Genomic DNA, 22047 nt, shown 5'->3' with positions numbered 1-22047 from the left:
ACGCAAGACACGAGCTTCGCGGCCTGGGTGCGTCGGTGGATCGCTTGCGACTGCCTTGATACTGCCCGTAGAAGGCTTGTTCTGTAGCCGCTTCCCTCTGTTGGCGCGGATGGGAGAGCCCCTCGGGCAAGAATTCGCAGGTCGACCATTGACGTTCACAAAGTGGTCACTTAGTCTGCATCGCGAACATCAAGGAGGTCGTAGATGACAGGACCCAGCGCGACAGGAGCCGGCGCGATCACGACCGTGCTGCGCGGCGCGGTCGACATTCACTGCCACTCCGGGCCGAGCCCCTTCCCCCGCCGCTTCGACCACGCGGACGCCGCCTTCGACGGCGAGCGGCTGGAGATGCGGGCGATCCTCGTCAAGTCGCACCACCACAGCACCGTGATGGACCTGCTGGCGATGGGCGACCGGCTGGCCGAGAGCCCGACCCGGGTGTTCGGCGGCATCGCCCTCAACAGCCAGGTCGGCGGCATCAACCCGTACGCCGTCGCGATGAGCCTGCGGATGGGCGGGAAGGCCGTCTGGTTCCCGACCCTCTCCTCCGGCCGGCACATCGACTGCCACCCCGAGGGCGGCGGCTTCCCCACCGCGACCGTCGACGTCCCGTCCGGGCGGGTGGAGGTGCTCGGCGACGACGGCGCGCTCCTGCCCGAGGCGCTGGAGGTGCTCGACCTCATCGCCGAGAGCGGCGCGATGCTGTCCGGCGGCCACCTCCCGCCGGAGACCATCGCCCAGCTCTTCGAGGAGGGCGGGCGCCGCGGCATCGCCCGCAAGGTGATCAACCATCCGAACTTCGTCATCGGCGCCGAGCCGGAGCAGTGCCTGGAACTGGTGCGCGGCGGCGCCTACGTCGAGCACGAGGTCGGCATGTACGACCCGGAGGGCTACCGCAAGTGGGATCCCCGGGACCTGCTCACCTGGATCGAGACCATCGGCCCCGAGCACACCGTCCTCGCCTCCGACCTCGGGCAGGCCGGCCGCCCGCTGCCCGTGGACGCGTTCATCCGGGTCGGGTCGGCGCTGCTCGACCTCGGCCTGAGCGAGTCGGCGCTGCGCCGGATCGCCTGCGACAACCCGGCGTACCTGCTCGGCCTGGACGACTGAACCGGGCGGACGACCGCAGAACAGGAGCCCCCAGTGCAAGCGCAGCAGCAGAACCAGCCGAGCGTGCCGGCCGCGTACGTCGAATTCCCCGGCCTGGAGCCGAGCACGCGCTCCGCGGCCGGGACCCGGACCTGGCTCGCCCGCGGGCAGAACTTCGTCGTCGCCTACTCCTCCGCCGTCGAGGGTGACGAGTTGGCCCGCGACGACCAGGCCGACGAGTACGTCGTCGTCCTGCCGCACGAGGGGTGCGCGGTGACCGTGCGCACCCCGGACGACAAGCGGACGGTGTCGGGCCAGGCCGTGATCGTCATGCCGCCCGGCTCGTCCTCGGTCGTGGCGGACGCCGACTGCGACGTCGTGCGCCTGTTCACCGTGGCGTCCGACGAGGAGCTCGCGCGGCGGAGCCTGAACCAGGACGGCTACGAGCGGCCCAACACCCGGGTCGCGCCGTGGCGGCCCTGGCCGGACCCGCCGGGCGGCCACCGCATCCGCGCCTACCCGCTGTCGGAGGCGCCCGTGGACCCGGGCCGGTTCGGGCGCATCTTCCGGTGCAGCACGTTCATGGTGAACTTCCTGAACCCGCGGATCGGCGTCCGGGACCCCGAGGCGCTCTCCCCCCACCAGCACGACGACTTCGAGCAGTGCTCGCTGGCGGTCGAGGGCGACTTCGTCCACCACATCCGCACGCCGTGGACGCGCCGGATGAGCGACTGGCTCCCCGACGACCACCGCGAGTGCGGCAGCCCGTCGGTCGCCGTGATCCCGCCGACGGCGGTGCACACGACGCAGGCGGTCGGGCCCGGCCGCAACCAGCTGATCGACATCTTCTGCCCGCCGCGCGCCGACTTCTCCGCGCGGCCGGGACTCGTCCTGAACGCCGACGAGTACCCCGTCCCGGGCCCGTCCGGGGAGGACGGGGCATGAACCCGCGGATCAAGCCGGCGGCGGTCCTGGCCGCGGTCGTCCTCGCGGCCTTCACCGCCGTCTCCTGCGGGTCGTCCGGCCCGGAGACGACGGCCGACGGCCGGGACGTGCTCAAGGTGGCGATCGCGACCCCGACCTGGAACGCCGGCTTCTCCACCCTGGCGGTCGCGGAGGCCCGCACCTACTTCGCGCAGGAGAAGGTGGACGTCAGGGTCTCGCTGTTCGCCTCCGGCACCCAGGCCGCGCAGCAGGTCATCGCCGGGCAGTCCGACCTCGCACTGGTGACGGCCGAGCCCGTGGGCATCGGGCGGGAGAAGGGGACCGCGCTGGTCTACTTCGCCGGCTACTACCCCAAGTGGATCTCCAACATCCAGGTGCCCGCGGGGTCCGCCGTGCGGAGCATCGCGGACCTGCCCGGCAAGCGGGTCGGCGTCACCGCCGTCGCCAGTTCCGGCGCGACGTTCGTGCGCACCGCCATGAGGATGGAGGGCCAGGACCCCGAATCGGTGAAGTTCATCCCGATCGGCGGGGGAGCCGAGCAGCTGAACGCGATCAAGAGCGGAAAGGTGGACGCGCTCGGCCTCTGGGACACCCAGTACCAGATCATCGAGAACGCCGGCATCGGCCTCACCCCGCTGCCGGTCGCCTCGACGGCGAACCTGTTCGGCGGGGGATTCGCGGTCAAGGCCGGCGACCTGAAGGACAGGCGTGACGCGCTGACCCGGTTCGGCAGGGCGATGGCCAAGGCCATGGTGTTCGCCCAAGCGAACCCCGAGGCCGCGGTGCGAGACCTGTGGAAGCTGCACCCGGAGGCCCGGGGCCCGGCGTCCGCACCCGAGCAGACCCTGCTCGCCGATCAGGCCAAGGTGCTCAAGGTCCGGCTGGACGGCCAGGGCGTCGAACCCGGGCACGACCGGTGGGGCGAGATGGACGAGAAGGCCGTCGCGGCCACGGTGTCGTTCATGAAGGAGGCAGGGCTGATCAAGAAGACGTTCCCGGCCACCGAGATCTTCACCAACGACCTCATCCCCGAGATCAACGAGTTCTCCCACGCCGATGTCCGTGCCGCGGCGAAGGCCGCGAAATAGCCGGTGTGCCCCCGTCCCCCGCCTCCCTCCACCCACCCCGGAAATCCGCACCAAGGGGGATTTCATGAAATCCATCGGACTCGCCCGGCTGGCGCCGGTCATGGCGCTGGCCCTGGCGGCCCTCGGACTGGCCGGATGCGGCGACCCCTCCGGCGGCACGTCGCCCGGCGGGCGCGACACGATCAAGCTCGCGATCGGCTCGCCGAGCTGGAACGCCGGCTACGCCACCCTCGCCGTCTCGGAGGCCAGGGGCTACTTCGCCAAGGAGAACCTGGACGTCGAGGTGCTGCTGTTCCCGTCCGGCACCCAGGTCGCCCAGCAGGTGGTCTCCGGCAAGGTGGACGTCGGGCTGATGACGCCGGAACCCGTGGCGATCGGGCGCACCAAGGGCGCCGACCTGACCTACTTCGCGCAGTACTGGACGCGCTGGATCTACAGCCTCAAGGTCCCGCAGGGGTCGGGGATCGCCTCGGTCGCCGATCTGGAGGGCAAGCGCGTCGGCGTCACGGCCGTGGCCAGCTCGGGCGCCACCTTCGCCCGCACCGCGCTCAAGATGCAGGGCCTCGACCCGAACTCGATCAAGCTGGTGCCGATCGGCGCCGGCGCGGAGCAGCTCGACGCGATCAAGAGCGGCAAGGTCGACGCGCTGGCGCTGTGGGACACCCAGTACCAGATCGTCGAGAACAAGGGCGTGAAGCTCCAGCCGCTGCCGGTGCCCGGCACCGAGAACCTGTTCGGCGGCGGGCTCGCGGTGCGGAAGGGCGACCTGAAGGACGAGCGGGACCTCATGGTCAGGCTCGGCCGGGCGTTCGCCGAGGGCGTGGTCTTCGCCCAGGCCGACCCCGAGGCCGCGGTGCGCGACCTGTGGAAGCTGCACCCCGAGACCAAGGGGACCGGGGCCGCGGCGGACTCCGAACAGGCACTGGACGAGCAGGTCAAGGTGCTGAAGGTCCGGCTGGACGGCATGAACGTCGCGCCGGGGGAAGGTGAGCGCTGGGGCGAGATCGACCCGGCCGGGGTCACCGCCACCATCACGTTCGCCGCCACCGCCGGGCTGATCGACAAGGAGTTCCCGGCCGCCGACATCTTCACCAATGACCTCATGCCAGAGATCAACAAGTTCTCCTACGACGACGTCCGCGCCGCTGCGAAGAAGACGTCCTGACATGGCGGCGAATCCCGCGCCGGCGGACGGCGTCCGGCTCGGTGTCGCGGTCGACCTGGGCTCGGCGGCCGCGACCCGCCCCCAGCTCGACCGCGCCGCGGAGCTGCTGGAGACGGCGCGCGCGAACGGGCTGACGTCGGCGTGGGCGGGCGAGAGCTACCACGTCCGGCCCGAGGTGTTCCACCTGCCGGCCGTGCTGACCGTCCTCGGCCACCTCGCCGGGCGGACGGACCTGCCGCTCGGCACGGCGGTGCTGCTCGCCCGCGCGTACGAGCCGCGGCGGCTCGCCTACGAGGCGGCGCTCGTCGACCAGCTGTGCGGCGGCCGGCTGACCCTCGGCCTCGCCCTCGGCAACGCCGACCTGGCCGGGCGGGTGGGCGGCGGCACGGCCGGCCGGAAGCCGGCGGAGTGGTTCGCCGACCTCGTCGCCTTCCTGCGCGAGACCTGGTCGGCCGCGCCCGGGGCGGCGGGGGCGGGCGCCGCGCCGGTCGCCCCGCCGCCCGCGCGGCCGGGCGGGCCGCCGATGCTCCTCGGCGGGCGGACCCGCGCGGCCGCGGTCCGGGCCGCGGTCCTCGGCGACGGCTACTACGCGGCCACCAACTACGGCGACGGGCTGCTGGCCGCGCGGGCCGCCGACTACTGGGACGCGCGGGCGGGCGAACCGGGCGACGTGGCGGTCACCCGCCTGTGCCTGGTGGACGAGGACGCCGGCCGGGCGCGGGAGGCGGCGGCCCGGTACTTCGCGCCCGTCCGGGACTACTACACCGCCCGGCGCGCGTGGATGGGCGCGGACGGGCCGGAGGCGCCCCGCTTCCCGCTGGTCGGCTCGCCCGCCGGCGTCGCGGCGGCGCTCCGGCGCTACGCGTCGTTCGGCGTCACGTCCGTCCAGCTCCGGGTCGCGCCGTACGGGACCCCTCCGGAGGCGGCCCGGCGGACGCTCCGGCTGGTAGGGGACGCCGTGCTGCCTGAACTGGGCAAGGACCGGGTGCGTTGATGGAAAGGGGAAACGGACAGGTGGACGCGCAGGACGGTATTCCGACGTACCGGGAGCTGCTGGCACGCGAGGACGCTCCGCCCGGCTCGTCGTGGGGCGTCTTCGGCGCCGGCGACGAGCTGGGCACGCTCAACTTCATCGGCCCGCGCCAGGTGCGGGAGGCGGTCGGCCTCGTCCGCCGCGGCTCGGTGTTCAACCTCGACTACCCGCTGAACGCCTTCGTCCCGCCGCCGGCCGGGACGCGTCCGGCGACCGTGCACAACATCTTCGCCAACAATCCCCACCACCGCGACGACTGGCTGGACTCGTTCTATCTCCAGTCGACGTCCCAGATCGACGGGCTGCGGCACATCCGGCACCCGAAGTACGGGTTCTACGGGGGCGTGCCGGACGAGGAGATCGCCGAGGAGACCCCGGCGCTCGGCATCCAGGCGGTCGCGCAGCGCGGGATCGTGGCGCGGGGCGTCCTGCTCGACCTCGCCCGGTACTTCGCCGACCGCGGCACGCCGCTCGACCCGGCCGGCAACTACATGATCACGCCGGCCGACCTGGACGCCGCGGCGGCGGCGCAGGGCGTCGAGTTCCGGCCGGGGGACGTGCTCCTGCTCCGGGTCGGCTGGGCCTCGTACTGGCTCAACGACGTCACCGAGGAGGACCGGCGCTCGTTCAAGTCCAGGATCAGGCACCCCGGGCTGATCCAGTCGCACGAGATGATCGGGTGGCTCTGGGACCACCGGTTCGCCATGGTCGCCTCCGACGACCTGGGCGTGGAGTCCCATCCGGTCAACCCGGACTCCGGCCTGGTCGACCCGGACGAGCCGCCGCCCGAACGCGGCGTGGTCCACAACGGGATGATGCACCGCCCGCTGATCGCGCTGCTCGGCCTCTTCCTCGGCGAGCTGTGGAACCTGGAAGCGCTCGCCGCGGACTGCCATGACGACCGCCGCTACGAGTTCATGCTGACCGCGAAGCCGCTGAACCTCATCGGCGGCGTCGGGTCGCCGCCCAACGCCATGGCGATCAAGTAGGCGGACGCGGCGGTGCGCGCCGGCCGGGGTCCATTCCCGGCTTACTCGAACTCCTGACCGTGTCGACGTGATGGGTTTACGCTCGGTCCATGCATGATCAAGTGGTGCGGGTGGGGGCCGTCCTGGTCGCCGGTGCGGTGGTGTTCGGCGCGCCGGCGGTGCCCGCGCGGGCGGCCGCGCCGGGTGACCTGCGCGGCGACCTCGACGCCATCCTCGCCGACGCGCGGCTCGACGGCGCCTCCGTCGGCGTGGTCGTGCGGGACGCGCGGACGGGCGCCGTCCGCTACTCGCGCGGCGCGGCCACGCCGGTGCTGCCCGCCTCGAACCTGAAGATCTACACCTCCAGCGCGGCGCTGTCGCTGCTCGGCACCGGGTACCGGTTCCGCACGAGCGTGTACGCCGCGCCGGCCCCCGGGACGACGGTCGGTCCGTCCGTCAGAGGCGATCTGTACCTGAAGGGCACCGGCGACCCGACGATGCGGGCCGCCGAGTACGACCGGCTGGCCGCGCAGGTCGCCGCGAAGGGCGTCCGCCGCGTGGAGGGCGACCTCGTCGCGGACGACACGTGGTTCGACGACGTCCGGACACCGTCCCACTGGGACCCGGCCGACCTGCAGTACTACTACGCCGCGCCGATCTCCGCGCTCAACGTCGCGCCGAACGACGACTTCGACACCGGCTCCGTCAACGTGTCGATCGGGCCCGGCGAGGAGGGCGGGCCGGTGCGGGTCGGGCTCGTCCCCGCGACCGACGCCGTCGAGATCGACAACCGGGCGGTGACGGGACGGGCCGGGACGCCGTCCACGCTGTCGATCGACCGGGCCGCCGGGAGCGACACCATCGTGGTGAGCGGCTCGTATCCGGTGAGCGGCTCGACCTTCAGCACGCTGCGCACGGTCGGGAAGCCGACGATGTACGCGGCGGACGTCTTCCGGAAGGCGCTGGAGGCCCACGGCGTCCGGGTCGAGGGCACGACCGAGCGCGGCAGGACGCCGGCGCGCGCCGCCCGGATCGCCACCCGCGCGTCGATGCCGCTGTCGGAGCTGATGGTCCCGTTCCTGAAGCTGAGCAACAACATGATCGCCGAGACCCTGGTCAAGGCGATCGGGCGGAAGGCCGGCGGTGAGGGCAGCTGGGACGCCGGGCTCCCGGTGATCGAGCGGTACGCCCGGTCGCTCGGCGTCCCGTCCGACCGGCTGGAGATGGCCGACGGGTCGGGGCTGTCGCGGCTCGACCGCACCACCGCCGGCGACGTGAGCACCGCTCTGCGGCACGTGCGGAAGGCGCGTTGGTTCCCCGGCTGGTACCGGGCGCTGCCCGTCGCGGGCGACCCGGACCGCATGGTCGGCGGCACGCTGACCTCGCGGATGGGCGGCACCCCGGCGGCCGGGAACGTCCACGCCAAGACGGGCACACTGACCGGCGCCACGGCCCTGTCGGGCTACGTCGCGGACGCGTCCGGGCACCGGCTCGTCTTCTCGGTGATCCTCAACGGCTACACGGGCGGCGCGCCCAAGGACATCGAGGACCGGATCGCGGTCCGCCTCGCCGGCGGGACGTCCTCCGCCGTGCCGCGCATGCGGCGCACGACCCAGACGGGCCCGCAACTGGAGTGCTCCTGGACCAAGAGCTGCTGACCGCCCGGTTCCCGCCGCGCGTCGGTGCCTGTTGTGCGGGTCAGTGCTTGTCGCGGGCGTCGCGGATCATGTCGCGGACGCGGTCGACCATCGCGAGCATCGGCCCGGCCAGCATGTTCTTCTTCGCCGTCTCAGCCCCGGCGTGCGGATGCGTCGGCGCGCTCGCCTCGGCGGCGCGGACGGCGGCGGCGAAGCCCTTGAGCTGCGCCGGGCTGAACTCGACCTTCAGCCGGTCGAACTCGTAGCGCTCCTCGGCGCGGGCGTGGGTCAGCACGTCCATGCGCAGCTTGTCGAGCGACTTCATGAAGCGCGGGTCGTCGAGGTCCATGCCGTCCAGTTCGGACAGCAGCTCCTTGGCCTCGCGCTCCTCGGCCAGCCGGTCGTCCACGATGCCGTCGCCGCCGGGGAGCCGCCGGGCCATCGGATGGACGATCTCCTCCTCGGCCGTCTCGTGGATCGCCAGCAGCTTCACGAGCTCCCGGAAGGACCGCTCGCGCTCCTCCCCCTCGGAGTGCATCACCTCGTCGAACAGGTCCCTGATCCGGCCGTGCTGCGCGCGCAGCAGGTCGACGACGTCCTCGGTCTTCTCGGCGCCTGCGGGTGTGGTCTGCATCAGTGCTCGTCCTCGGTCCCTCGGTGACGTGCCGTCCCGGCGACGGCTGGACGTGTGGGTACCCGAAGCGGCCCCAGGTAAGCCGACGCGCGGGGAGGCACGGGCAAAGAACACGTCTGGGATCCGGAAGCACGGCCCGGATCCCGTGCGGAACCGGACTGTCCGGGTAGGGGCGCACTCCGGAACGTCCACGAACCGAGAGGAAAGGGTGAGCCTGGTGGCCTTCAACCCGCTCGAACACCGCGGCATCCCGCTGGAGGACCAGTTGCGCAACTGGGCGCAGCTGGACGTCGCGCCGGTCGACCCCGACCATTCCGATCCCTACACCCGGTGCCGCATCATCACGATGAACGGGATCGAGGTGGAGGCGATCATGTTCAGCCACCACTTCGCCCGGGTCTGTCCCGACCCTGAGGTCAAGCAGCAGCTGGCGAGCGTCCGCTACATCGAGGCGCAGCAGCAGAAGGTCGTCAACTGGCTGCTGCCCGGGCAGGCGTCGGTGCTGGAGACGACCCTGGCCTACGAGCAGGTCGCCGTCGACCTGACCGGGTGGGTGGCGCGGCAGGAGCCCGACCCCTACCTCAAGCAGTCCTACAACTTCGGGCTGCTGGAGGACTTCGACCACCTCTACCGGTACGCCAACCTGTACGAGATCATCGAGCACCGCAAGGCCGAGAAGATCGTCGACCAGCTCACCGAGGTGATGCCGGGACGGCCCGGCTACCAGCAGCACCGCGACCCGGTCGACAACGTCCGCCAGCCCTACGACCGCAACGCCGCCGCGCCGATCTCCAAGCTGCACGCGCTGACCATCATGTCGGCCGAGCAGCAGACGATGAACTTCTACATGAACATGGGCCCGCTCTACATGGAGCCGATCGCCCGCCAGCTCTACCAGGAGATCGGCCTGGTGGAGGAGGAACACGTCACGCACTACGAGTCGCTCGTCGACCCGGGTGAGACCTGGTGGGAGCGCCTCGTCAACCACGAGTACAACGAGTGCTACCTGTACTACTCGTTCATGCAGACCGAGACGGACCCGCGTGTCAAGGGCATCTGGGAGCTGCACCTGAACATGGAGCTGGAGCACCTGCGCATCGCCTGCGACCTGATGCGCCGCCACGACGGCCGCGACCCCGAGTCGGTGCTGGCGCCGGAGCTGCCCGAGCCGGTCACGTTCGAGCCGAACAAGCAGCTGATCCGCGAGCTGCTGTCCACCCAGATCGACTGGACGACGCTCGGCACCGGGTACGTGCAGGAGGCGCACCAGCGGTTCGAGGAGTACCAGGACAAGATCAACGCCGAGCGGGGCGCGCAGGAGCGGGTCATCGACGAGCACCGCGACAAGTTCGGCGACGAGTACCGGCTGGAGACCGAGGGCCCGCACCCCGTCGAGCGGCTCCGCGACAAGCCCGCGGCCCGTCCCTGAGGACGGCGGCCCGGGGGCCTTCGCCCCGCGGCCGGGGCCTACGCCCCGCGGCGGTTCCGGAGCACGATCCGCCGAGTAAGGACTGACCGGGGCCGGTGCGGGGAACAGGTGGCGTACGGTGCATGAGCGCTGGAAGACCGGGCACACGAGGCAACGACCGTGCTCCGGTGCCGGCGCTCGCCGGCCGGGAGGGCCCGTCGGGCCGGAGCATGTTCGTGATCGGAGAGGCACATGAGCACCGTTCCCGCGCCCACCACCCCGGAGCCGCTGCTCGCCGGCCGCTGGCAGCTGCCGGTCGGCCGGATCGCGGTGGGCAACGTCCGGGGCATCATCCGGGGCGCGCTGCAGTCGTGGGGGCTGGGCCCGGCCGCGGGCAGCCTGACCGACCGCGTGGCGCCGCTGGTCCAGGACCTCGTCGCGCGGACCGCCACCCGCTGCCGCGGCCCCCTCGTCCTGCGGCTGGAACTGCACCAGCCGTCCCGGCTGCTGCTGGGCGAACTCCACGACGCGGCCGCCGACCGGCCGGGGCGCCCCGGCTCCCACCTCGCCGCGATCGCCGTCACCTACGGCAGGCGGCACGGCCGCGGCGCCGCCGCCTGGTACACGCACGCCTTCGTGTGGCCGACCCTCCCCGCCCCCGCCTGACCGGCCCCCGCCGCCCGCGGCGGCGATCATGTTTCGCGGCGCCGAACGGGGAAGGTCTGCGAGGCATGCTCACTCCATGTCGCCGGGAAGGTCATGTCCGTATCGCGAGCCGTCCGCTGGGCCCTGCCCGTCGCGCTGCTGCTGGCCTGGCTGGCCATCGGCGGGACGCTCGGCCCGTACGCGGGGAAACTCGGCGACGTCGCCTCCAACGAGCAGTCGTCGTTCCTGCCGCAGAGCGCCGAATCGACGCGCGTCCTCGAACAGGAGGCGGCCTTCGAGTCGAACCAGACGATCCCGGCCATCGTGGTGTGGACGGCGCGGGGCGGTGACATCTCGGCCGAGCAGCGTGCGGCGGCGCAGCGCGCGCTCGCCTCGCTGCAGGGCGTCCCGTATGTGACGGGGCCGCCGTCCCCGATCGTGCCGTCGCAGGACGGGACGGCGATGACCGGAGTGGTGCAGGTCAGGTCCGATGTCGGCGAGCACAGCACCGCGACGGTGGACCGCATCCGCGAGGCCGCCGGCCAGGTGCCCGGGGCCGGTGCGTTCGTCGCCGGCCCGGCCGCGACCCAGGCCGACCTCGCCGACGCCTTCTCCGGCATCGACACCCTGCTCATCGGCGTGGCCGTCGCCGTCGTCCTGCTGATCCTGCTGCTGGTCTACCGGAGCCTGCTGCTCCCGTTCGTGATCATCTTCGGGTCGGTGTTCGCGCTGGGGCTGGCCAGCGCCATCGTCTACTACCTGGCAAAACGCGGGACGGTCACGGTGGACGGCCAGGTGCAGGGCATCCTGTCCATCCTCGTCATCGGCGCCTGCACCGACTACGCGCTGCTGCTGTCGGCCCGGTTCCGCGAGGAGCTCGCCGGCGGGGGCTCGCGGGGCACGGCGCTGTGGGCCGCGTGGCGCCGCTCCGCCGGCGCCATCGCCGCCAGCGGCGGCACCGTGGCGATGGGACTGATCGCCCTCCTCCTCAGCGACCTGTCCAACAACCGCGCGCTCGGGCCTGTCGGGGCCATCGGCATCGCTTGCGCGCTGCTGAGCGCGCTCACCTTCCTGCCCGCCGTCCTGGTCCTGCTGGGACGGTCGGTCTACTGGCCGGCCCGGCCGCACCCGGACCGCGCCGGGGCGTCCAGGCACCGGATCTGGGAGCGGATCGCGAGCCTGCTGGACCGCCACCCGCGCCGCCTCTGGGCGGGTTCCCTCATCGTCCTGATCGCCTTCGCCGCGTTCATGCCCACGCTCCGCACGGAGGGGGTGCCGCTGAGCGAGACGTTCGTCGGGGAGACCCCGTCGGTGACGGCGCAGAACGTCCTCAACGCGCACTTTCCGGGCGGCGCGGGCAATCCCGCGGTCGTGCTCGCCAACGCGCCGGCGCTGCCCCAGGTCGTGGACGTCGCGAGCCGCACCCAGGGCGTGGCGGACGTGCGACCCCGCACCCGGGCCGGCGCGCCGCTCGTCGTCGACGGACGTGCCCTGGTCGACGTCACCCTGAAGGCCGCCGCCGACACCGACGCGGCCCGGCTGACCGTCGACCGCCTCCGCACCGGCCTGCACGCGATCCCCGGCGCCGACGCGCTGGTCGGCGGCTACACGGCCCAGCAGGCCGACACCCTCGCCGCCGCCCGGCACGACCGCAACATCATCATCCCGGTCGTGCTCGGCATCATCGTGGTGATCCTGGTGATGCTGCTCCGCTCACTGGCGATGCCGCTGCTCCTCGTCGCCACCGTCGGCCTCAACTACCTGGCGACCCTCGGCGTCGCCGCACTGGTCTTCCAGCACCTGCTCGACTTCACCGCCACCGACCCGTCGGTGCCCTTGTACGGGTTCGTGTTCCTCGTCGCCCTCGGCGTCGACTACAACATCTTCCTGATGACCCGCGCCCGCGAGGAGTCGCTGCGGCACGGCCCGCGCGAGGGCGTCCTGCGCGGCCTCACCGCGACCGGCGGCGTCATCACCTCGGCGGGCGTGGTCCTCGCCGCGACCTTCGCCGCGCTGGTCGTCATCCCGCTGGCGTTCCTCGTCCAGATCGCCTTCATCGTGGCGTTCGGCGTCCTGATGGACACGCTGCTCGTACGGTCCGTCCTCGTGCCCGCCCTGGTCAGAGACGCCGGCCCTCGCGCCTGGTGGCCGGGCGCCCTCTCCCGCTGAAGCTCAATCGACGCCCGCGGCGGTGCTGCGCCGCTCCAGCATCACGACGTCCCGCCAGCGCCCATGATGGCGCCCGAGCCGGACGCGCGTCCCCACGGTGCGGAACCCGGCCGCACGGTGCAACCGCAGGCTCGCGGTGTTCTCGGGGAAGATGCCGGTCTGGATCGTCCAGATCCCACCCGCCTCGGCAGAGGCGATGAACGCCCCCAGCAGCGCCGCGCCGACACCCCGCCCACGCGCCTCGGCCGACACATAGACGCTGTGCTCGACGACCCCGGCATAACAACACCGCTCCGACACCGCCGAGGCGGCGATCCACCCGAGCACTTCTCCATGGTCACCAGTGGCGACGAACCGGTGCCCAGGCAACTTGGCCGCATCGAACACCTCCCACGAGGGCGCGTCGGTCTCGAAGCTGGCGTCTCCGGTATCGAGCCCCGCCTGATAGATGGCGAGCACCTGCTCGCCGTCCTCGGCACGCATCGCCCGAACGCCTGTTTCCGTGTCACTCATCGTCCATCGACGCTAAATGACGAAAGCGCGGCAACGCTACGGTCCGGGCTAATGGCGAGCACCAGGCCAAGGATCCCCGCAGAGATCCTCCAGATCCCGGCCCTCGGGACGGCCCAGAACAACCGCGTGCGGACGAACAGCCGGCCAGTGACGACTCCGACCAGCCAGTGACGACTCTGACCAGCCAGGACAGCGCTGCCACCAATGCGGCGGGCGGGGAGGAGCACCCAGACGAGCCCCGGGACGGTCAGCCCCAGCGTCCGCACCGGTCGTCGGCGTCCGCCACCGGTCGTCGGCGGAGCGCGGTCAGTCGCCAGCGCGATGACGCCGCCAGCTACTCCCGCCGCGGGCCGTCAGGTCATACAAGCCGGACCGCTGTAGCCATCTGTGAAACCAGACGTGGACGCTCATTTTGGGATGAGACAGAAGAATAGCCATAAACGTGGCTCGGGAAGTGCCGCTCGTGCCCCGCCTCTCTCAACCGCCTCCTGCGTTGCTCTCCGAGCAAGGTCGCAGGCACGCAGGGATCGTCACCCATCGCCATATCTCGGGATCAAACGCCCGCTGAGTGCTGAGCAGTGGGAATCTGCGCTGTAGCGATAGCCGTCCCGGGGCGGAGTGGCTCCAGCGCTCCAGGCCGTGCCGCCGCATGCGGGGAGCCGAGAGTGCGAGACGGGGCATTTTTGCATCGGGATTTGGTATATCCGGGGGCTCGTCGGTTGGGGAGGGGGCGGGCTCGGGTAGTTGTGCCCGCGCACGTGGTCCGGTTCGGCGAGGCTAGGTGGTGGCATGTCATCGGTGAGGCAGGCGGCGGCGCATGACGGAGATCGTCCTCGCAGGCTGATGGCGCCGCTGCTGCCTCAGGGGGAGCCCGTCGAAGGGCTGCTGCGGAAGGCGCAGTTCTTTGTGCCCGGGACGCCGTCCGATGACTACCGCATGTTGAATCGGGACGGCGGGCGAGGGGCTGAGGAGTTCTATCGGGAGCGGTGGCGGCACGATAAGGAAGTGCGGTCCACGCACGGGGTGAACTGCACAGGGTCGTGTTCGTGGAAGGTGTACGTCAAGGACGGCATCATCACGTGGGAGACCCAGCAGACCGACTATCCGTCGGTGGGGCCCGACTCGCCGGAGTACGAGCCGCGCGGTTGTCCGCGCGGGGCGTCGTTCTCCTGGTACACCTATTCGCCGTCGCGGGTGCGGTATCCATATGTGCGGAGTCCGCTGCTGACGCTGTGGCGGAAGGCGCGGCGGCGGCACGGTGATCCGGTGGCCGCGTGGGCGGAGATCACGGGTGACCCGGAGGCGACGGCCGCGTACAAGAGCGCGCGGGGGAAAGGCGGGTTCGTCCGGTCGTCGTGGCCGGAGGTCACCGAGCTGATCGCCGCCGCGCATGTGCATACCGTCAAGGAGTACGGGCCTGATCGGGTGGTCGGGTTCACCCCGATTCCCGCCATGTCGATGGTCTCGTATGCGGCGGGTACCCGGTTTCTTTCGATGATCGGCGGGACGATCCTGTCGTTCTACGACTGGTACGCCGACCTGCCGATCGCGTCGCCGCAGGTGTACGGAGACCAGACCGATGTCCCGGAATCCGGTGACTGGTGGAACTCGTCTTATCTGGTCATCTGGGGCACCAACCTGCCCATTACCCGGACGCCGGATGCGCACTTCATGACCGAGGCCCGGTATCGGGGGCAGAAGGTCGTCGTTGTTTCTCCAGATTTTTCTGACCATACGAAGTTCGCGGACGACTGGCTCGCGGCGGCGCCCGGTACGGACGGCGCGCTGGCGATGGCGATGGGCCACGTCGTGCTCACCGAGTTCTTCCGCGATCGGCGCGTGCCTTACTTCGACGAGTACGTCAAGAGCTACACCGATCTGCCGTTCCTCGTGACGTTGGAAGAGCACGGGGAGGCGGTGCGGCCGGGACGGTTTCTCACTGCGGCCGAACTGGGGGACGACGGGGAGGGCGCGGCGCACAAACCGGTTCTGTTCGACGCGCGTGCCGGTGAGCCGGTGGCGCCCAATGGGTCGCTCGGCTTCCGCTACACCGAGTCCGGGCAGGGGAAGTGGAACCTGGAGCTGGGCGACATCGATCCGCTGCTGACCCTCTATGGGCGGCACACCGATGCGGTGGCGGTCGATCTGCCGCGGTTCGACATCGGCGAGACCGAGGGCGGTGCGGTCGTCCGGCGGGGCGTGCCGGTGATGCGGGTCGGCGGACGGCTCGTCACGACGGTGTTCGACCTGCTCATGGCGCAGTACGCGGTGCCGCGCGACGGGCTGCCCGGCGACTGGCCGTCCGGGTACGACGACGCCGCGCACCCGAACACGCCCGCGTGGCAGGAGGGGATCACGTCCGTCCCGGCGGCGGCCGCGGTCAGGGTGGCGCGGGAGTTCGCCCGCAACGCCGAGCTGTCGCGCGGCCGGTCGATGATCTGCATGGGCGGCGGGACGAACCACTGGTACCACTCCGACCAGATCTACCGGGCGTTCTTCACGCTGACGATGCTGTGCGGCTGCCAGGGCGTGAACGGCGGCGGCTGGGCGCACTACGTCGGCCAGGAGAAGGTGCGTCCGCTGACCGGCTGGCAGCAGACCGCGTTCGCGCTGGACTGGCAGCGCCCCACCCGGCACATGACCGGCACCTCGTTCTTCTACCTGCACACCGACCAGTGGCGGTACGAGACGTTCGGGCCCGGCGAGATGGTCGGTCCGCTCGGCCGCGGCCTGTTCCAGGGGCGGATGTTCGCCGACTGCCTGGCGCAGGCGTCCCGCCTCGGCTGGACGCCGTCCCATCCGGGCTTCGACCGGAACCCGCTCGACCTCGCCGACGAGGCCGAGCGCGCGGGGCGTCCCGTCGCCGACCACGTCGTGGACGAGTTGAAGTCCGGCCGGCTCCGGTTCGCCGCCGAGGACCCGGATGCGCCCGAGAACTGGCCGCGGGTCATGACGATCTGGCGGGCGAACGTCCTCGGCTCCTCGGGCAAGGGCATGGAGTACTTCATGCGGCACCTGCTCGGCACCGACGACGCCGTCCGGGCCGAGGAGTCGCCGCCGGGCCTGCGCCCGGCCGAGGTGGCCTGGCGGGACGAGGCGCCGCGCGGCAAGCTCGACCTGCTCACCACCATCGACTTCCGTATGACGAGTTCGTGCACGTACGCCGACATCGTCCTGCCGGCGGCGACCTGGTACGAGAAGCACGACCTGTCCAGCACGGACATGCACCCGTTCGTGCACTCGTTCAACCCGGCGATCGCGCCGCCGTGGGAGTCGCGGACCGACTTCGACGCGTTCCGGCTCATCGCCGAGGACTTCTCCAAGCTCGCCCGCGAGCATCTCGGCACCCGCACCGACGTCCTCCCGGTGCCGCTGATGCACGACAGCCCGGACGAGACCGCCCAGCCGGGCGGCAGGGTCCTCGACTGGAAGGCGGGGGAGTGCGAGCCGGTCCCCGGCGTGACGATGCCGAAGCTCGTCACCATCGAGCGCGACTACACGGCGGTCGCGGCGAAGATGGCCGCGCTCGGCCCGCTGGTCGACAAGGGGACGTCCACCAAGGGCGTCTCGTGGGTGCCGACCGAGGCGGTCGACTACCTGCGCCAGGCCAACGGGGTCGTGCGCGGCGGTGTCGCCGACGGCCGCCCGTCCCTCTCCCTGGACGTGCATCTGGCCGAGGCGATCCTGGCGCTGTCGGGCACCACGAACGGCCGCGTCGCCATGCTCGGCTGGAAGGACCTGGAGAAGAGGACCGGCGTCGGACTCGCCGACCTCGGCGAGGAGCGCTCCGGGGAGCACATCTCGTTCGGCGACACCGTGGCGCAGCCCCGCGCCGTCATCGCAAGCCCGGAATGGTCCGGCATCGAATCGGGCGGACGGAGATACTCCCCGTTCACCGTCAACGTCGAGCGCAAGAAACCCTGGCACACGCTCACCGGGCGGATGCACTTCTTCCTCGACCACGACTGGATCCACGAGTACGGCGAGGCGCTGCCGACCTACCGCCCGCCGCTGAGCTACGTCCGGCACCACTCCGGTGAACTGGGCCTCCGGGAGGAGGGGCGGCCGGAGGTCACCGTCCGGTACCTCACCCCGCATTCGAAATGGTCGATCCACTCGGAGTACCAGGACAACCTGCACATGCTGCGGCTGTTCCGCGGCGGCCCGGTGATCTGGATGAGCCCGGTCGACGCGGCGGAGATCGGCGTCCGCGACAACGACTGGATCGAGGCCTACAACCGCAACGGAGTGGTGGCTTGCCGCGCGGTGGTCACGCACCGGATGCCGCGCGGGACGGTCTTCATGTACCACGCGATGGACCGGCACCTGATGACGCCGAAGTCGGAGCTGTCCGGCTGGCACGGCGGCTCCGACAACTCGCTGACCCGCCTGGTGATCAAGCCGACGCACCTGATCGGCGGCTACGGCCAGTTCAGCTACGGGTTCAACTACTACGGCCCGACCGGCAGCCAGCGGGACGAGGTCGGCGTGATCCGCAGGCGCTCCCAGGAGGTGCGGTTCTGATGCGGCCGATGGCGCAGGTGGCGATGGTGATGAACCTCGACAAGTGCATCGGCTGCCATACCTGCTCGGTCACCTGCAAGCAGACCTGGACCAACCGTCCGGGCACCGAGTACGTGTACTTCAACAACGTCGAGACCAAGCCCGGCCTCGGCTACCCGCGCCGCTACGAGGACCAGGAGCAGTGGAAGGGCGGCTGGACGCTCGACCGCAGGGGCCGCCTCCAGCTCAAGGCCGGCGGCCGGCTGAGCAAGCTGCTCGCGATCTTCTACAACCCGAACCTGCCGTCCATCGACGACTACGGCGACCCCTGGACCTACGACTACCAGACGGTGATCCACGCCCCGCTCGGCACGACGAACCCCAGCGCGCACTCCATCTCGGCGCTCACCGGCCGCGACATGAACCTGAAGTGGGGCAGCAACTGGGACGACGACCTCGCGGGCGCGCCCGAGCACGCGGTCGGCGACCCCGACCTCGCCGGGATCGAGGACCGGGTCAAGATGGAGTTCGAGCAGGTGTTCATGTTCTACCTGCCGCGCATCTGCGAGCACTGCCTCAACCCGTCGTGCGTCGCGTCGTGCCCGTCCGGCGCGATGTACAAGCGGTCGGAGGACGGCATCGTCCTCGTCGACCAGGACCGCTGCCGGGGCTGGCGGTTCTGCGTGTCCGGCTGCCCGTACAAGAAGGTGTACTTCAACCACCGCACCGGCAAGGCGGAGAAGTGCACGCTCTGCTTCCCGCGCATCGAGGCCGGGCAGCCGACCATCTGCTCCGAGACGTGCGTCGGCCGGCTCCGCTACCTGGGCCTGTTCCTGTACGACGCCGACAAGGTGACCGAGGCCGCCGCGACGCCCGACGAGCAGGACCTGTACGAGGCGCAGCTTTCGGTGTTCCTCGACCCCTTCGACCCGGACGTGCAGCGGGAGGCCGCGGAAGCCGGCATTCCCGCCGACTGGATCGAGGCGGCGAAGCGCTCGCCGGTCTACTCGCTGGCCGTCCGGCACCGGGTCGCGCTGCCGCTGCATCCGGAGTACCGGACGCTGCCGATGGTCTGGTACATCCCGCCGCTGTCCCCGGTCGCGGACGTCGCGCACTCCGCCGGATACGACGCCGACGACCCCGACCGCGTCTTCGCCACGATCGACGAGCTGCGCATCCCAATCGAGTACCTCGCGAACCTGTTCACGGCGGGGAAGGCGTCGACCGTCCGGGACGTCCTGCGCAAGCTCGCCGCCGTCCGCGCCGTGCAGCGCGCCGGGCAGCTCGGCCTCGACCTCGGCGAGGACCTGCCCGCGTCGGTCGGCTCCACCCCGGAGGAACTGGACGACCTGTACCGGCTGCTCGCCATCGCCAAGTACGAGGAGCGCTACGTCATCCCGAAGGCGCACGCCGAGGACGCCGGACGGCTCATGGCCCAGCATGAGCAGCTGTTCTGCAGCCTCGACACCGACGGCGGCCCCGGCATGGGCGGCAGCGGGCCGCCGAGCGTGGAGGACTTCCATCCGGGCGAGGTCCGCGGCGGCGCCGGCACGTTCCGCGGCGACGACGGCAGGACGCACTTCAACCTGCTCGGCTGGGACGGCCGCGGCGACGCGCCCCACCTCTTCCCGGAAGGGGACCCGACATGACCCCCACGGCCGGCAGCACTGCGGGCGGCACTGCGAAAAGCCCGGCGAGAAGCATGGCGAAGAGCCTGGCGGGCAGCCCGTACAAGCTCGCGTCGGTGCTGCTGCAATACCCGACGGCGGCGCTGTTCGAGGGGCTCGACCGGCTCGACGCCGCCGCGTCCGGCACCGCGCCGAAGGCGTCCCGGGAGGCGTTCGCGCGGTTCCTCGGCTGGCTGCGCGCCACCCCGTCCGGCGAGGTCGCGCAGCACTACGTCGAGACGTTCGACCTGCGGCGCCGCTGCGCGCTGTACCTCACCTACTACCGGTACGGCGACACCCGCAAGCGCGGCATGGCGATGCTCGCGTTCAAGACCGCCTACCGGGTCGCCGGGTTCCAGCCGTCCGACGAGGACCTGCCCGACTACCTGCCGCTCGTCCTCGACTTCGCGGCGCTCACCCCCGCCGGCGAGACGCTGCTGCGGCGGCACCGCGCCGACCTGGAGCTGCTGCGCAAGGCGCTGCGCGAGGCGGGCACCCCCTACGCCGACCTGATCGGGGCGGTGTGCGCGGGACTGCCGCGGCTGACCCGCCGCGACCTCGCGCTGGTCCGCCACGCGTGGGAGAAGGGACCGCCGGACGAGGAGGTGGGCCTCGAACCGTTCGCCCCACCGGAGTACATGGACGGAACCGGGGCGGGAGGACGCCGATGACGAACTGGGACCTGTGGTGGTGGATCATCCTGCCCTACGCCGCGCTGATCGTGTTCGTGGTCGGGCACGTCTGGCGCTGGCGCTACGACCAGTTCGGCTGGACGAGCCGCTCCACCCAGCTGCAGGAGCGCCGGCTCCTCAAATGGGGCGCGCCGCTGTTCCACTACGCCACGTTCGCCGCCATCGCCGGGCACGTCATCGGCATCCTCATCCCGAAGTCGGTCACCGAGTGGATGGGCATTCCGGAACGCGCCTACACCCTGTTCTCCGGCATCGCCGGGTCGGTCGCGGCGATCGGCGTCCTCATCGGCGCCGGCATCCTGATCTTCCGCCGGATGGGCGTCCCGCGGGTGCGCGCCACCACCAGCGCGGTCGACTACCTGGCGCTGATCCTGCTCGGCATCATCAGCGTGCTCGGCATCTACCTGACCCTCGGCGTCCAGCAGTTCGGGGACGGCTACGACTACCGGCACACCGTGTCCCCGTGGTTCCGCAGCCTGTTCACCGGCTCCCCGGACTACCGGGCGATCGCCGCCGCGCCCGCGATGTACCAGGTGCACGCGACCGCCGCCTGGGCGATCCTCGCGGTGTGGCCGTTCAGCCGGCTCGTCCACGCGTGGAGCTACCCGCTCTGGTACCTGTGGCGGCCCTACGTCGTCTACCGGAACCGCCGCGCCGCACCCCCGCCCGAACCGGGAACCGGCGGCAGGAAGTGGCGCAAGATCGGCGTACCGTACTGATTTGACTCCCTCCCCCTCTGCGAAGGGGATTCCTACGGCTCGCGCCATAGGGGTTTCTGCTTCCCGGCCGACTGCGGAAGGGAGGGCCCTTGCCGTCTGACATCAGCTCCACAGACCTCGCCGGGGGCGCTGCCCGCGGCTACGGCTCGACCAGCCGCAAGGATGTTCTCGGCCGCGTTGTGGTCCCGGTCGTGCCGGGTGCGGCAGCCCGGACACGTCCAACGCCGGGTGGAAAGGCTCAGTTCGGCCAGGAGGTACCCGCAGGCCGAGCAGGTCTTGGACGAGGGGTACCACCGGTCGATCACGATCAGGGTACGCCCGGCGCGGTGGGCCTTGTACTCCAGTTGGCGCCGGAACTCGCCCCACCCGCAGTCGGAGATCGCGCGGGCCAGTCGGCGGTTGCGAACCATGCCGGCGACCGTGAGATCCTCGATCACGATCACATCCGCTCGGCGGACGAGGCCGGTGCTGGTGCGGTGCAGGAAGTCGGCCCGGGCATTGCGGACCTTGCGGTGGGAGCGGGCGACCTTGGCCCTGGCCTTGCGCCGATTGGCCGAGCCGAGTTGCTTACGGGTCATGCGCCGCTGATAGCGGGCCAGGTTCGCCGCCTTGCGCTCCAGATGGCGGGGGTTGGCAATGCGGTCTCCGTCACTGGTCACCGCGAAGTCCTTTACTCCCAGATCGATGCCGATCTGGTGCCCGGTCGACGGCATCGGCTCGAGTGGGTCGCGGTCGACGGCCAAGGTCACGTACCAGCGGCCGTCCGGTTCCCGCGAGACCACCACCATCGTCGGGTTCAATGCGGCCAGGTCCACCTCGTCGAAAGACCACACCAGCGTCAGTGGTGCGGTGGTCTTGGCCATCCACAGGTGCCCGTTCTTGAATCGGAAGGCCGAGCGGGTGTAGTGGGCGGACTGGCGGGAGCCGCGTTCTATACCAGGCGGACGCAGCCGAACGTGCGGCTGAAGATCGCCGCCTGCTCGGAGTCCGGGTAGGCCCGGCACTTGTACGCCGTTCGCATGGTCAGCACATTGCAGAGTGTGAACGTACATGTACGGAGAATGCGGATCAGGTGATGGAGAACTTCGACGCCGGACCGCATCGGTTCGCCTTGGCCGCTCCTGGCAGACTACGGACTCCACCCGGCCGAAGAGCCGGAGGCACCCTTCGGA

The 22047-nt window shown here is 71.1% G+C and carries 18 protein-coding genes; 14 read left to right on the top strand and 4 right to left on the bottom strand.

From position 1 onward, the window contains the following. The first annotated feature begins 204 nt into the window (after window positions 1–204). The 7 genes from ABFX46_RS29185 (at window position 205) to dacB (ending at window position 7946) form a co-directional block, all read left to right on the top strand. On the top strand, window positions 205–1110 hold the full coding sequence (locus ABFX46_RS29185) for a DUF6282 family protein (RefSeq protein ID WP_346047029.1): 906 nt from the start codon (window positions 205–207) through the stop codon (window positions 1108–1110). A gap of 33 nt (window positions 1111–1143) precedes the next feature. Further along, complete coding sequence (locus ABFX46_RS29180) at window positions 1144–2034, top strand: cupin domain-containing protein (RefSeq protein ID WP_346047028.1); 891 nt, start codon at window positions 1144–1146, stop codon at window positions 2032–2034. Further along, entirely contained in the window at window positions 2031–3122 is a 1092-nt protein-coding gene (locus ABFX46_RS29175) for an ABC transporter substrate-binding protein (protein WP_346047026.1), read from the top strand. Before ABFX46_RS29180 ends, ABFX46_RS29175 begins: the two co-directional genes overlap by 4 nt. A 64-nt stretch (window positions 3123–3186) precedes the next feature. After that, window positions 3187–4287, top strand: coding sequence for an ABC transporter substrate-binding protein (locus ABFX46_RS29170; protein WP_346047024.1), 1101 nt, complete (start codon window positions 3187–3189; stop codon window positions 4285–4287). Window position 4288: 1 nt separating this feature from the next. Further along, a complete protein-coding gene (locus ABFX46_RS29165; RefSeq protein ID WP_346047022.1) occupies window positions 4289–5281 on the top strand; it encodes an LLM class flavin-dependent oxidoreductase in 993 nt (330 codons plus the stop codon). Beyond that, the gene (locus tag ABFX46_RS29160; RefSeq protein ID WP_346047021.1) at window positions 5281–6309 is read left to right on the top strand and encodes a cyclase family protein; all 1029 of its coding nucleotides are present in this window, start codon (window positions 5281–5283) and stop codon (window positions 6307–6309) included. Before ABFX46_RS29165 ends, ABFX46_RS29160 begins: the two co-directional genes overlap by 1 nt. Window positions 6310–6398: 89 nt before the next feature. Beyond that, window positions 6399–7946: a D-alanyl-D-alanine carboxypeptidase/D-alanyl-D-alanine endopeptidase gene (gene dacB, locus ABFX46_RS29155; RefSeq protein WP_346047019.1), complete on the top strand. Its 1548-nt coding sequence runs from the start codon at window positions 6399–6401 to the stop codon at window positions 7944–7946. A 40-nt stretch (window positions 7947–7986) separates the two neighbouring features. On the opposite strand, the gene ABFX46_RS29150 is transcribed toward dacB, so the two are convergent. After that, entirely contained in the window at window positions 7987–8559 is a 573-nt protein-coding gene (locus ABFX46_RS29150) for a hemerythrin domain-containing protein (RefSeq protein WP_346047017.1), read from the bottom strand. A 208-nt stretch (window positions 8560–8767) separates the two neighbouring features. Here ABFX46_RS29150 and ABFX46_RS29145 point away from each other — a divergent pair, with 208 nt between their 5' ends. The 3 genes from ABFX46_RS29145 to ABFX46_RS29135 all read left to right on the top strand — a co-directional run bounded on the left by ABFX46_RS29145 (window position 8768) and on the right by ABFX46_RS29135 (window position 12781). After that, window positions 8768–9988: a hypothetical protein gene (locus ABFX46_RS29145; protein WP_346047015.1), complete on the top strand. Its 1221-nt coding sequence runs from the start codon at window positions 8768–8770 to the stop codon at window positions 9986–9988. 231 nt (window positions 9989–10219) lie between these two features. Beyond that, entirely contained in the window at window positions 10220–10633 is a 414-nt protein-coding gene (locus ABFX46_RS29140) for a hypothetical protein (RefSeq protein WP_346047014.1), read from the top strand. Between the two features lie 93 nt (window positions 10634–10726). Then, window positions 10727–12781, top strand: a complete 2055-nt coding sequence (locus ABFX46_RS29135) for an MMPL family transporter (RefSeq protein ID WP_346047012.1) — start codon at window positions 10727–10729, stop codon at window positions 12779–12781. A 3-nt stretch (window positions 12782–12784) separates the two neighbouring features. On the opposite strand, the gene ABFX46_RS29130 is transcribed toward ABFX46_RS29135, so the two are convergent. Beyond that, window positions 12785–13294 (bottom strand): GNAT family N-acetyltransferase, encoded by a 510-nt coding sequence (locus ABFX46_RS29130; protein WP_346047010.1) that lies wholly within the window; start codon window positions 13292–13294, stop codon window positions 12785–12787. A gap of 843 nt (window positions 13295–14137) precedes the next feature. Here ABFX46_RS29130 and ABFX46_RS29125 point away from each other — a divergent pair. From ABFX46_RS29125 to narI, 4 genes are read left to right on the top strand one after another with little or no spacing between them, the layout of a single operon-like run. Beyond that, window positions 14138–17818 (top strand): nitrate reductase subunit alpha, encoded by a 3681-nt coding sequence (locus ABFX46_RS29125; protein ID WP_346047167.1) that lies wholly within the window; start codon window positions 14138–14140, stop codon window positions 17816–17818. Beyond that, window positions 17818–19446 (top strand): nitrate reductase subunit beta, encoded by a 1629-nt coding sequence (gene narH / locus ABFX46_RS29120; RefSeq protein WP_346047008.1) that lies wholly within the window; start codon window positions 17818–17820, stop codon window positions 19444–19446. Before ABFX46_RS29125 ends, narH begins: the two co-directional genes overlap by 1 nt. Before the next feature lie 53 nt (window positions 19447–19499). After that, window positions 19500–20135, top strand: coding sequence for a nitrate reductase molybdenum cofactor assembly chaperone (gene narJ, locus ABFX46_RS29115; RefSeq protein WP_346047006.1), 636 nt, complete (start codon window positions 19500–19502; stop codon window positions 20133–20135). Continuing rightward, complete coding sequence (gene narI, locus ABFX46_RS29110) at window positions 20132–20875, top strand: respiratory nitrate reductase subunit gamma (RefSeq protein ID WP_346047004.1); 744 nt, start codon at window positions 20132–20134, stop codon at window positions 20873–20875. Before narJ ends, narI begins: the two co-directional genes overlap by 4 nt. 32 nt (window positions 20876–20907) lie before the next feature. On the opposite strand, the gene ABFX46_RS29105 is transcribed toward narI, so the two are convergent. Next, on the bottom strand, window positions 20908–21738 hold the full coding sequence (locus ABFX46_RS29105; protein WP_346047002.1) for an RNA-guided endonuclease InsQ/TnpB family protein: 831 nt from the start codon (window positions 21736–21738) through the stop codon (window positions 20908–20910). Between the two features lie 68 nt (window positions 21739–21806). Continuing rightward, window positions 21807–21896, bottom strand: a complete 90-nt coding sequence (locus tag ABFX46_RS29100) for a helix-turn-helix domain-containing protein (RefSeq protein ID WP_346047000.1) — start codon at window positions 21894–21896, stop codon at window positions 21807–21809. Window positions 21897–22047 lie beyond the last annotated feature (151 nt).

The sequence above is a fragment of the Actinomadura chokoriensis genome (genome assembly GCF_039529475.1).
Taxonomy (GTDB): domain Bacteria; phylum Actinomycetota; class Actinomycetes; order Streptosporangiales; family Streptosporangiaceae; genus Spirillospora; species Spirillospora bangladeshensis.
The sequence above is the reverse complement of the archived record's forward strand: the minus strand, read 5'-3'. Positions and strand labels throughout refer to the sequence as shown.

Bases quoted from the DNA above. Each gene is read 5' to 3' on its own strand.
- ABFX46_RS29165 (WP_346047022.1), top strand. From the start codon at position 4,289: ATGGCGGCGAATCCCGCGCCGGCGGACGGCGTCCGGCTCGGTGTCGCG.
- ABFX46_RS29170 (WP_346047024.1), top strand. From the start codon at position 3,187: ATGAAATCCATCGGACTCGCCCGGCTGGCGCCGGTCATGGCGCTGGCC.
- ABFX46_RS29140 (WP_346047014.1), top strand. From the start codon at position 10,220: ATGAGCACCGTTCCCGCGCCCACCACCCCGGAGCCGCTGCTCGCCGGC.
- ABFX46_RS29175 (WP_346047026.1), top strand. From the start codon at position 2,031: ATGAACCCGCGGATCAAGCCGGCGGCGGTCCTGGCCGCGGTCGTCCTC.
- ABFX46_RS29105 (WP_346047002.1), bottom strand. From the start codon at position 21,738: ATGGCCAAGACCACCGCACCACTGACGCTGGTGTGGTCTTTCGACGAG.
- narJ (WP_346047006.1), top strand. From the start codon at position 19,500: ATGGCGAAGAGCCTGGCGGGCAGCCCGTACAAGCTCGCGTCGGTGCTG.
- ABFX46_RS29185 (WP_346047029.1), top strand. From the start codon at position 205: ATGACAGGACCCAGCGCGACAGGAGCCGGCGCGATCACGACCGTGCTG.
- dacB (WP_346047019.1), top strand. From the start codon at position 6,399: ATGCATGATCAAGTGGTGCGGGTGGGGGCCGTCCTGGTCGCCGGTGCG.
- ABFX46_RS29135 (WP_346047012.1), top strand. From the start codon at position 10,727: ATGTCCGTATCGCGAGCCGTCCGCTGGGCCCTGCCCGTCGCGCTGCTG.
- ABFX46_RS29100 (WP_346047000.1), bottom strand. From the start codon at position 21,896: ATGCGAACGGCGTACAAGTGCCGGGCCTACCCGGACTCCGAGCAGGCG.
- ABFX46_RS29130 (WP_346047010.1), bottom strand. From the start codon at position 13,294: ATGAGTGACACGGAAACAGGCGTTCGGGCGATGCGTGCCGAGGACGGC.
- narI (WP_346047004.1), top strand. From the start codon at position 20,132: ATGACGAACTGGGACCTGTGGTGGTGGATCATCCTGCCCTACGCCGCG.
- ABFX46_RS29160 (WP_346047021.1), top strand. From the start codon at position 5,281: ATGGAAAGGGGAAACGGACAGGTGGACGCGCAGGACGGTATTCCGACG.
- ABFX46_RS29150 (WP_346047017.1), bottom strand. From the start codon at position 8,559: ATGCAGACCACACCCGCAGGCGCCGAGAAGACCGAGGACGTCGTCGAC.
- narH (WP_346047008.1), top strand. From the start codon at position 17,818: ATGCGGCCGATGGCGCAGGTGGCGATGGTGATGAACCTCGACAAGTGC.
- ABFX46_RS29125 (WP_346047167.1), top strand. From the start codon at position 14,138: ATGGCGCCGCTGCTGCCTCAGGGGGAGCCCGTCGAAGGGCTGCTGCGG.